The organism is Azospirillum sp. P4_B5 (genome assembly GCF_056402275.1).
Genome location: NZ_JBFUHT010000038.1, coordinates 107,459 through 116,812, shown reverse-complemented (window position 1 = coordinate 116,812; position 9,354 = coordinate 107,459). Strand labels below are relative to the sequence as shown.

General features: G+C 69.9%; 10 protein-coding genes. 4 read left to right on the top strand and 6 right to left on the bottom strand.

Going from position 1 to position 9,354, the window contains the following annotated elements; all coding sequences use genetic code 11:
* On the top strand, positions 1 to 681 hold a 681-nt coding region (locus AC1DVI_RS24730), incomplete at its 5' end, for a methyl-accepting chemotaxis protein (protein WP_476960221.1).
* A 138-nt stretch (positions 682 to 819) separates the two neighbouring features.
* On the opposite strand, the gene AC1DVI_RS24725 is transcribed toward AC1DVI_RS24730, so the two are convergent.
* From AC1DVI_RS24725 to AC1DVI_RS24715, 3 genes are all read right to left on the bottom strand, one after another.
* On the bottom strand, positions 820 to 1,281 hold the full coding sequence (locus AC1DVI_RS24725; protein ID WP_476960220.1) for an SH3 domain-containing protein: 462 nt from the start codon (positions 1,279 to 1,281) through the stop codon (positions 820 to 822).
* Positions 1,282 to 1,414: 133 nt separating this feature from the next.
* Positions 1,415 to 1,753 carry an AzlD domain-containing protein gene (locus tag AC1DVI_RS24720; RefSeq protein ID WP_199230075.1) on the bottom strand — a complete coding sequence of 113 codons (339 nt, stop codon included), beginning with the start codon at positions 1,751 to 1,753 and terminating at the stop codon, positions 1,415 to 1,417.
* Complete coding sequence (locus AC1DVI_RS24715) at positions 1,750 to 2,478, bottom strand: AzlC family ABC transporter permease (RefSeq protein WP_476960219.1); 729 nt, start codon at positions 2,476 to 2,478, stop codon at positions 1,750 to 1,752. Before AC1DVI_RS24715 ends, AC1DVI_RS24720 begins: the two co-directional genes overlap by 4 nt.
* Positions 2,479 to 2,686: 208 nt before the next feature.
* Here AC1DVI_RS24715 and trhA point away from each other — a divergent pair, with 208 nt between their 5' ends.
* Positions 2,687 to 3,346, top strand: coding sequence for a PAQR family membrane homeostasis protein TrhA (trhA, locus tag AC1DVI_RS24710; RefSeq protein WP_476960218.1), 660 nt, complete (start codon positions 2,687 to 2,689; stop codon positions 3,344 to 3,346).
* A 42-nt stretch (positions 3,347 to 3,388) separates the two neighbouring features.
* On the opposite strand, the gene clpB is transcribed toward trhA, so the two are convergent.
* Positions 3,389 to 6,019 carry an ATP-dependent chaperone ClpB gene (gene clpB, locus AC1DVI_RS24705; protein WP_476960217.1) on the bottom strand — a complete coding sequence of 877 codons (2,631 nt, stop codon included), beginning with the start codon at positions 6,017 to 6,019 and terminating at the stop codon, positions 3,389 to 3,391.
* A gap of 238 nt (positions 6,020 to 6,257) precedes the next feature.
* On the opposite strand from clpB, the gene AC1DVI_RS24700 reads away from it, so the two are divergent.
* Together AC1DVI_RS24700 and AC1DVI_RS24695 are read left to right on the top strand one after the other, a co-directional pair.
* Complete coding sequence (locus AC1DVI_RS24700; protein ID WP_476960216.1) at positions 6,258 to 6,812, top strand: NUDIX domain-containing protein; 555 nt, start codon at positions 6,258 to 6,260, stop codon at positions 6,810 to 6,812.
* A 57-nt stretch (positions 6,813 to 6,869) separates the two neighbouring features.
* Complete coding sequence (locus tag AC1DVI_RS24695; protein WP_476960215.1) at positions 6,870 to 7,664, top strand: MOSC domain-containing protein; 795 nt, start codon at positions 6,870 to 6,872, stop codon at positions 7,662 to 7,664.
* Between the two features lie 96 nt (positions 7,665 to 7,760).
* Here AC1DVI_RS24695 and AC1DVI_RS24690 read toward each other — a convergent pair whose 3' ends face one another.
* On the bottom strand, positions 7,761 to 8,204 hold the full coding sequence (locus AC1DVI_RS24690) for a DUF4167 domain-containing protein (RefSeq protein ID WP_476960214.1): 444 nt from the start codon (positions 8,202 to 8,204) through the stop codon (positions 7,761 to 7,763).
* Positions 8,205 to 8,490: 286 nt separating this feature from the next.
* On the bottom strand, positions 8,491 to 9,345 hold the full coding sequence (gene prmC, locus AC1DVI_RS24685; RefSeq protein WP_476960213.1) for a peptide chain release factor N(5)-glutamine methyltransferase: 855 nt from the start codon (positions 9,343 to 9,345) through the stop codon (positions 8,491 to 8,493).
* Between the last annotated feature and the right edge of the window lie 9 nt (positions 9,346 to 9,354).

Below are 9,354 nucleotides of genomic sequence, written 5' to 3'. Positions count from 1 at the left end.
ATGAAGCGCATCGAGGCGTCGAGCCGCAAGATCACCGACATCATCGGGGTGATCGACGAGATCGCCTTCCAGACCAACCTGCTGGCGCTGAACGCGGCGGTGGAGGCGGCGCGGGCCGGCGACGCCGGGCGCGGCTTCGCGGTGGTGGCGCAGGAGGTGCGCAACCTCGCCCAGCGCTCCGCCCAGGCGTCCAAGGAGATCAAGGGCCTGATCCTCGACAGTGACGCCCAGGTGAAGGACGGCGTGGATCTGGTCAAGAAGGCCGGCGACGCGCTGGAGGGCATCGTGTCGGGTGTCCAGCAGGTCGCCGGGCTGATCGCCGAGATGGCCTCCGCCTCCTCGGAGCAGGCGGCGGCGCTCGACGAGATCAACGCCACCGTCTCGCAGATGGACGAGATGACCCAGAAGAACGCCGCGCTCGTCGAGGAAACCACCGCCGCCGCTCAGGCCATGGCCGGTCAGGCCAACGACCTGAAGGGGCTGATCGGCTTCTTCAAGCTGGACCCGCGGGCCGTTACGGTCGCGGTTGCGGCCACCGCTGCGGCACCGCGGCACGTCGCGCCGGTGGCGCGTCCGGCCGCTCCGGCGCCCCGTTCGCGAGCCGCAGCCAAGCCGGCGGCCCATCCGGGCGCCGCGCTCAAGCGCAACGTCAGCGAGGACGACGACTGGAAGGAATTCTGAGAGCCACAGTCATCATTGCCCCCACCCTAACCCTCCCCCGCTGACGCAGGGGAGGGGACTGCCGCCGCTTCGCAGAAATCTCCCTCCCCTGCGACAGCGGGGGAGGGCGGGGGTGGGGGCAAGCGGTCCCCCCCCGCCTCAGTTCGCGATCGGTGTCGCCTCGATCCTGCGGCGCGGTGCGGCCTTGATCGAAGGGCCGGCGTTGTCCTCCGGCTTGGCGAGGGTGGTCGTCGTGCCGCGGGCGGTCTGGATGGGCGCGCTGCCGCGCAGGCGCAGCAAATGCATCCGCACATAGGCGGTCGACCCCACCGCCTGCACCGCCACCCAATCGGTGCCGCGGGCGCGGCCCAGAACCTTCAGGGGTTGGCCGGGCGGAAAGGTGGCGACGATGGGGGCGCCGTTGCTCGGCTGCGACCGCAGCGCGGTGGTCTTGTCGGTTTCCCACTCGCCGGAGACGGTGTCGAGCCCGGCGGGGGAGGCGCTGGCGGTCCCCTGCACCACGGGCGCGCGGTTGGTCCGCTCGCCCGTGGTGCAGGCGGTCAGCATCACCGCGCAGGCTATGGCGAGGGAGACGGGAACGAGGCGCAGGCGTCTGGTCATCACGGACTCTGTCGGGTAGCCCTTTCGATCGGGCGACCATACAGGATGCGCCCCCACCCGCGCCACCGCGCCGCGGCAGAACGGCTATGCACTGTTTGTGGCAGGAAAGTGGCGCCGACCCTTAGCCCAGCCCTTAGGCGAGAACGCCCAACTGCCAGGCGAAGAAGACGCCCAGCGCCACGGCGATGGTGAGAAGTTGCTTGCCCGTCACCACGCAGGCCAGCACGGCGGCAAGCGCGCCGACGAGCTGGGGATTCCTCCAGGTCAGCTCCAGCCCCTCGCCGTTCGGCGACAGGATCATCGGCACGATGATGGCGGTCAGCACGGTCACCGGGACGAAGCCCAACGCCTGCTTCAGCAGCGGCGGGAAAACCACCCGATCGCCCAGCACGAACAGCGCCGCCTTCACGAAGACGGTGACCGCCGCCATGCCCAGGATCATGACGGTGTTGGTCAGGACGGTCCCGGTCATGCCGCTTCCTCCTCCCGCCGTCCGGCCTCCAGCCCGCCGGAGCGCCGGCGTTGCAGGGCCATCCCGACGGTGACGCCGGCCACCACGGCGGCCATCAGCCCCAGCTTGTAGGGCACGTCCTGCCCCAGATAGGCCACGGCCCCCGCCGCCACCGCTGCCGCGAAGTTGGGCAGGCTGGCGAGCTGCGGCACGACGATGGCGATGAAGGTGGCGACCATCGCGAAGTCCAGCCCCAGCGACTGGAGCTGCGGGAAGGCCGCGCCGAACAGCAGCCCGACCAGGGTCCAGAACTGCCAGTTCGCGTACATCGACAGGCAGGAGCCCAGGAAGTACCAGTGCCCGAGCGGCGCCCGCGGGTGCCGGGCGTAGTAGCCGGCCATCACCGCGAAGGTCTCGTCCGTCAGGAAGAAGCCCAGCGTCCAACGCCAGCGCGCCGGCAGATGGGCGACGTGCGGCAGCAGCGTGGCGGCGTAGAGGGCGTGGCGCAGGTTCACGATCAGGGTGGTCAGCCAGATCACCGCCAGCCCGGCGTGCCCGGCCACCAGCCCCAGCGCAATGAACTGGCTGGAACCGGCGAAGACCGAGAGGGACATGAGCTGCCCCTGCCACGCCGCCAGCGGGCCGGCGGCCACCAGCGTGCCGAAGATCACCCCGAAGGGCGCCGCGCCGATGACCATCGGCAGGGTGTCGCGGGCGCCGGCGGCGAAGCTGGATCGTCTGGTCATGATCGTTCTGAAGCGTCTTCTTGAACCGGTCCGTGGAACCGCGTCGGGCTGCGGACCATAGCGCTGCGACGGCCTGCCTGCCCGCCTTTTATTGTCCGGGAGACAAGTCCATCCGCCCCGCCCAACCCTGCGGGGTTAACGATTCCGATGGGGGTGGAGTGCCGGTGGAGGGCTTTCCATCCGTCCGGCTTTCCGGCAGGCTGGTCCCATGAAACCCGATTCCTGCTTCGAGTTTCCCGTCCACACGGCGGGGGAGCGTGCGGCGGACGCGGTCATTCACGCCATCGGCGTGATCGCCGGCCTGATCGGCGCATCCTGGCTGCTGATCGTGACGGCGGGCCACGCCTCCGCGACCGAGATGGTGTCGCTGGTCGCCTACGGCGCCGGGCTGGTCGGCATGCTGAGCGCGTCGGCCGCCTACAACCTGGCCCCGCCGGGCCGGCGCAAGGCGGTGCTGCGGCGGCTCGACCACGCGATGATCTATGTGATGATCGCCGGCAGCTACACCCCCTTCACCCTGAACCGTCTGGACGGCGCCGCGGGCATCCCGCTGGGTGTCGCCGTGTGGGTGGTGGCGCTGGGCGGGGTGGCGCTGAAGCTGTTCGCCTCCTGGCGGTACGAGCGGCTGGGCTTCGTGCTCTATCTCGGGCTCGGCTGGGCCATCCTGTCGGTGGCCGAACCGCTGTGGCGGTCGCTGTCCCCAACGACGCTGCTTCTGCTGGCGGTGGGCGGGGTGGTCTACACGGTGGGCGCCTTCATCCACACGCTGGACCGCCTGCCCTACAACATCCCGGTCTGGCACGCGCTGGTCGTGGTGGCGGCCTCCTGCCACTTCGCCGCGGTGGCCCGGGAGTTCGTGGTGACGTGACGGGCGAGGGGCCTCGCGAAAGGCCCCCCGCCTGCATCGTCATCAATGCACCGTCGTCACCGGCTGTGTGGCGGCGCTGCGCACCTGGGCGGAGACGGGCAGGCCGTTGATGGTCAGCTCGCCGCCTTCCGCCCCCACCTTGACCGTCTGGCCGTCGGCGACGCGGCCCTCCAGGATCATGGTGGCCAGCGGGTTCTGAAGCTCCCGCTGGATCACTCGCTTCAGCGGACGCGCGCCATAGACCGGGTCGTAGCCGGCCTCGGCCAGCCAGTGCGTCGCCGCCTCGTCCACCTCCAGCGTGATGTCGCGGTCGGCCAGCATCTTGACCAGCCGGCCGAGCTGGATCGTCACGATCCCGCCCATGTGGCTGCGGTCCAGGCGGTGGAACAGCAGGATCTCGTCCAACCGGTTCAGGAACTCCGGCCGGAAGTGGGCGCGCACCACCTCCATCACCTCGTCGCGCACGGCGCCGCTGTCCTGGCCTTCCGGCTGGGCCGCCAGCACCTCGGAGCCGAGGTTCGAGGTCATGATGATGACCACATTGCGGAAATCCACCGTCCGCCCCTGCCCATCGGTCAGACGCCCGTCGTCCAGCACCTGGAGCAGCACGTTGAAGACGTCCGGATGGGCCTTCTCCACCTCGTCGAACAGGACGACCTGATAGGGCCGGCGGCGCACCGCCTCGGTCAGCGCCCCACCCTCCTCATAGCCGACATAGCCCGGAGGCGCGCCGATCATGCGGGCGACGGAGTGCTTCTCCATGTATTCCGACATGTCGAGCCGGACCATCGCCGTCTCGTCGTCGAACAGGAACTCGGCCAGCGCCTTGGTCAGCTCGGTCTTGCCGACGCCGGTCGGACCGAGGAACAGGAAGGAGCCGATCGGCCGGTTGGGGTCCTGCAGGCCGGCGCGGGCGCGGCGCACCGCGTTGGACACCGCCACGATGGCCTCGTCCTGACCGATCACGCGGGTCTTCAGGCGGGTTTCCATCGCCAGCAGCTTCTCCCGCTCGCCGGCCAGCATCTTGTCCACCGGCACGCCGGTCCAGCGGCTGACCACGGCGGCGATGTCGCTGTCGCGCACCTCCTCGTTCAGCATGCGGTTGGCGGCGTGGGCCTCCGCCTCCTTCAGCCGCTTCTCCAGGTCGGGGATGACGCCGTAGGCCAACTCGCCGGCGCGGCCCCAGTTGCCGTCGCGCTGGGCCTGCTCCAGCTCGGTGCGGGCCTTCTCCAGATCCTCCTTGATCTTCTGGGCGCCCTGGAGCTGGTCCTTCTCGGCCTGCCACTTGGCGGTCAGCTCGGCGGATTCCTGCTCCAGGTCGGCCAGCTCGCCTTCCAGGTTGGCGAGCCGGGCGCGCGAGGCCTCGTCGGATTCGCGCTTCAGCGCCTCCCGCTCGATCTTGAGCTGGATGATGCGGCGGTCCAGCTCGTCGATGGTCTCCGGCTTGCTGTCCACGGCCATGCGCAGGCGGCTGGCCGCCTCGTCGATCAGGTCGATCGCCTTGTCGGGCAGGAAGCGGTCGGTGATGTAGCGGTTCGACAGGGTCGCCGCCGACACGATGGCCGCGTCGGTGATGCGCACGCCGTGGTGAACCTCGTAGCGCTCCTTCAGGCCGCGCAGGATGGAGATGGTGTCCTCCACCGTCGGCTCGGGCACGAAGACGGGCTGGAAGCGCCGGGCCAGCGCCGCGTCCTTCTCGATGTGCTTGCGGTACTCGTCCAGCGTGGTCGCGCCGACGCAGTGCAGCTCGCCGCGCGCCAGCGCCGGCTTCAGCATGTTGGAGGCGTCCATGGCGCCGTCCGCCTTGCCGGCACCGACCAGCGTGTGCAGCTCGTCGATGAAGACGATGATCTCGCCCGCCGCCGCCTGGATCTCCTGGAGCACGGCCTTCAGCCGCTCCTCGAACTCGCCGCGGTATTTGGCGCCGGCCACCATACCGGCGAGGTCGAGCGACAGCAGCTTCTTGTTCTTCAGCCCTTCCGGCACGTCGCCCTTGACGATGCGCTGGGCGAGGCCCTCGACGATGGCGGTCTTGCCGACGCCGGGCTCGCCGATCAGGACGGGGTTGTTCTTGGTGCGCCGCGCCAGCACCTGGATGGTGCGGCGGATTTCCTCGTCGCGCCCGATGACCGGGTCGAGCTTGCCCTCGCGCGCCGACTCGGTCAGGTCGCGGGCGTATTTCTTCAGCGCGTCGTAGCCCTGCTCGGCGCTGGCGGTGTCGGCGGTGCGGCCCTTGCGCACCTCGTTGATCGCGGTGTTCAGCGCCTGTGGGGTGACGCCCGCGCGCTTCAGCACGGCGGCGGACGGCGTGCCGTCGGCCATGGCGAGCGCCAGCAGGATGCGCTCCGCCGTGACGTAGCTGTCGCCGGCCTTCTTGGCGACTGTCTCGGCCTGCTCGAACACGCGGGAGAGTTCCGGCGTCAGATACACCTGACCGGCGCCCGCGCCTTCCACCTTGGGCTGCTTGTCCAACTCGGCGTCCACACCCGACAGCGCCAGGGCGGGGTCGCCGCCGGCCGCCCGGATCAGGTTGGAGGCCAGGCCTTCCTTGTCGTCCAGAAGGGTCTTCAGCAGATGTTCCGGCGTCAGCCGCTGATGGCCGCGCCGCAGGGCCAGGGTCTGCGCCGCCTGCACAAAGCCACGGCTGCGCTCGGTGTATTTTTCGAAGTCCATGATGTGCTCCCTTCATCGCCGACCGTCCGCGAGGCAGCCCGGTCAGTCCGATCCACGTTACCAGTGCGATCCGCAAGGATGCATGCGTCGCCGTAGATGTGGGAGAGTCCCATGCGTATGCAAGACCCCCCGGCATGCGTGGTTATTGCTTTTGTCGGACCCGCGCCGAAAGGGTGGCTTTCCGCGGCCCGTGGGAAAAGGCTAGGGTTTTCGCCCAATGCCACGGACTCCCGCCTTCATGACGGCCACGCCCACCAGCACCCCGCGCGACCCTTCGCCCAAGGCCCTGCGACCCGGCCTGACCTCCCCCCTGCTGCGGCTGGCTTGGCACGGCCGCAACATGTGGCATTGGGTGGCGCGCCCGCTGACCATGGGGGTGCGGGGAATCATCCTGGACGACTCGGGCACCGGAGAGGGCGCCGGCGGCGGCACGGCCTCGGTCCTGCTGATCCGCCACAGCTATGTCGGCGGCTGGCATTTTCCGGGCGGCGGAGTCGGAAAAGGCGAGACGCTGGTCGAGGCCATGCGCCGCGAGGTGCGGGAGGAGGTCGGGTTGACCGTGGAGAGCGGCCCGCAGCCCTTCGGCGTCTACGCCCGCTTCCGGCACGGAGCGAGCGACCATGTGGCGGTCTTCGTCGCGCGCGGATGGTCGGGAACGCTCCAGGCCGACGGGGTGGAGATCCTTGAGGCACGCTTCTTCCCGTTGGACCGGCTGCCGGAGGACACCTCCCCCGCGACGCGGCGGCGAATCGCCGAGTTCCAGGGTCGGGAGCCTTTGGCCGAGCGCTGGTGACGGTTTTCGATTGCGACGGTTGACAGAAGCGAACCGGTCCCACCATTGTGCGATGCAATGCCCGCGACCGTCGCCACCATACGCCGCTACCCCGTGAAGGGGTTGAGCGGCCAGGATCTTCCCGCCGTTGACCTCGTCACCGGCCAACCCCTCCCCTTTGACCGGCGCTTCGGCCTGCTGCACGGCCCGGCGGCGCTGACCCCGGATGTCGAGGGCTGGCGCCCCAACGAGGATTTCTTCACGCTCGACCGGAACGAGAAGCTGGCGCTGCTCGACACCGAATTCGACGAGGCCACCCAGTCGCTGATCATCCGGCGCGGCGGCAAGCCGGTGTCGCGTGGGCGCCTGGACCAGCCGATGGGCCGGATGCTGGTGGAGCAGTTCTTCGCCGCCTATCTGGCGGGGGCGGCTCCCGGCCTGCCCAAGCTGGCCGAGGCCAGGAACCCGGCGCAGGGCGGTGGTTTTTCCTTCACCGACCGGGAAGAGGCCGCGGTCTCCATCCTCAATCTCGCCAGCGTGCGCGATCTGGAGGAGCGGGTGGCCAAACAGCCGGTCGATCCGCGGCGCTTCCGAGCCAACCTGATGATCGACGGGCTGGAGCCCTGGGTGGAACGCCAGTGGATCGGCGCGCTGTTGACCGTCGGCGACGTCACCCTGCGCATCTGCGACCACAAGGATTGCCGGCCCTCCAGCGAGGTCAACCCGGCGACCGGCGCGCGCGACCTCAACACGCTTCCCATTCTGGAGCGCGGTTACGACCACACGCAGTGCGGCGTCTATGCCCGGGTGGTGCATGGGGGGCGGATCGCGGTGGACGACCCGGTGGCGTTGGCCGAAGACCTGCCGTCCTGAAAATTCGCCGGGCCTGAAGCCGGCCAGCCCTGAAGCCGGCCAGCCCTGAAACCGGGAGTCGCCGGCCTCAGGACTGACGGGCATCGGACAGTCGTATCAGGCGCTCATCGGGGTCCGTTCGTCGGCGGCGGTGTCGGACTCGTCGCCCATCTCGCCGTCGTCCTCGTCCTCCGCCGAATTGCCCACGCTGGGCTGCGGGCCGAGGCCAGCGGCGCCGACGTTGCCGCGCTGGCGGTTTTCGGATTCCTGGATCTGGTTGATGATGCGGAAGTAATGCTCCGCATGCTGAAGGTAGTTTTCCGCCTGGACGCGGTCGCCGGACGAGGAGGCGTCGCGGGCCAGCGCCAGATACTTTTCATGGACCTGCCACGCGTTGCCGCGAATGCGCACGTCCGGACCATTGCTGTCGAAGGTCTGGTGACGCAGCGGAACGTTCTGCCGACGGCTGCCACCGCCGCCACCACCGCCGCCGCCACCTCCGCCACCACCGCCGCCGTTGCCACGACCGCGCGAGCGCCTGGAGTTCGGTCCTTGTCTCATTTGGCTCTTATGGCCCCATGTAAGAGAAGTGCAATCCCGCGAACGCCCTGGCTGACCATCCGGTCGCCGGGCCCGCCGCGGAACCAACCGCGGATGGGTCGCAGGGATCAAATCGACGCGCCCAACCGATCAACCGGTCTGCCTTCTCGGACGTCCGCCCAACCGCGCGGGGTTCCCGGAGGTCATGGGTACGCCCTGGGATGATCGTCCCTGGGCCATCGTCGTCCTTGCACCCTACTGGGGACCGCGCGTCAATCCAACCTTTTTTTGGGGGGATGGGGCGAAATCACGCGCTCTTCCACCCCAGGACGCAGCGGTCCACGCCGCCCAGATCCCGGAAGACGCCCGCCGGCTCCAGTCCCGCGGCGACCAGCAGCCCCGCCACGTCCGCCGCCTGCCCCTGCCCGACCTCCAACCCGGCCAGACCGCCCGGCTGGAGCAGGTCCGGCGTCTGAGCGGCGATGATCCGGTAGGCGTCCAGCCCATCGGCGCCGCCGTCCAGCGCGCGCAGCGGGTCGTGTTGCCGCACCTCCGGATCGAGCGCGGCGATGTCGGCGCTGGGGATGTAGGGCGGGTTGGAGACGACGACGGCGAACCGCTCGGCCAGCCCGGCGCCCCAGTTCCCGGTCTGGAAGCGCGCCCGCTCCGCCAGCCCGTTGCGCGCCGCGTTATCCGTGGCGGCGGCCACCGCGCCGGGACTGAGATCGACGCCGAGGCCGCTGGCGTTGGGCAGCTCCGCCAGCAGAGCCAGCAGGATGCAGCCGGTTCCGGTGCCGAGGTCGAGCAGCCGCAGGGGGGCGTTGCGGTCGGGCAGAGCCTTCAGCACGGCTTCGACCAGCGTCTCGGTGTCGGGCCGGGGTTCGAGGGTGTCGGGGTTGAGGGCGAGGTCGATCGTCCAGAACTCGCGATGGCCGAGGATGCGCCCCACCGGCTCCCGCGCCGCCCGCCGCTCGATCAGGGCGAGGAGACGCGCGGCGTCAGGTTCGGGGACGGGGTCGTTGGCCCGGGTGAACAGGTCGTGGCGGGTGAGGCCCAGCGCGTGTTCGACGAGCAGGCGCGCGTCTAGGTCTGGCGTGTCCACCCTGGCCTCGCGCAGGCGGGCCTCAGCGGTGCGGCGGAGTTGGTGAAGCGTGATGGTCATGGCTTGCCC

What these genes read in the sequence shown, in the direction of transcription:
- prmC (WP_476960213.1), bottom strand. Translation starts at nt 9,345, where the DNA reads ATGACCATCACGCTTCACCAACTCCGCCGCACCGCTGAGGCCCGCCTG.
- AC1DVI_RS24725 (WP_476960220.1), bottom strand. Translation starts at nt 1,281, where the DNA reads ATGACCAGACGCCTGCGCCTCGTTCCCGTCTCCCTCGCCATAGCCTGC.
- AC1DVI_RS24695 (WP_476960215.1), top strand. Translation starts at nt 6,870, where the DNA reads ATGCCCGCGACCGTCGCCACCATACGCCGCTACCCCGTGAAGGGGTTG.
- clpB (WP_476960217.1), bottom strand. Translation starts at nt 6,019, where the DNA reads ATGGACTTCGAAAAATACACCGAGCGCAGCCGTGGCTTTGTGCAGGCG.
- AC1DVI_RS24720 (WP_199230075.1), bottom strand. Translation starts at nt 1,753, where the DNA reads ATGACCGGGACCGTCCTGACCAACACCGTCATGATCCTGGGCATGGCG.
- AC1DVI_RS24715 (WP_476960219.1), bottom strand. Translation starts at nt 2,478, where the DNA reads ATGACCAGACGATCCAGCTTCGCCGCCGGCGCCCGCGACACCCTGCCG.
- AC1DVI_RS24700 (WP_476960216.1), top strand. Translation starts at nt 6,258, where the DNA reads ATGACGGCCACGCCCACCAGCACCCCGCGCGACCCTTCGCCCAAGGCC.
- trhA (WP_476960218.1), top strand. Translation starts at nt 2,687, where the DNA reads ATGAAACCCGATTCCTGCTTCGAGTTTCCCGTCCACACGGCGGGGGAG.
- AC1DVI_RS24690 (WP_476960214.1), bottom strand. Translation starts at nt 8,204, where the DNA reads ATGAGACAAGGACCGAACTCCAGGCGCTCGCGCGGTCGTGGCAACGGC.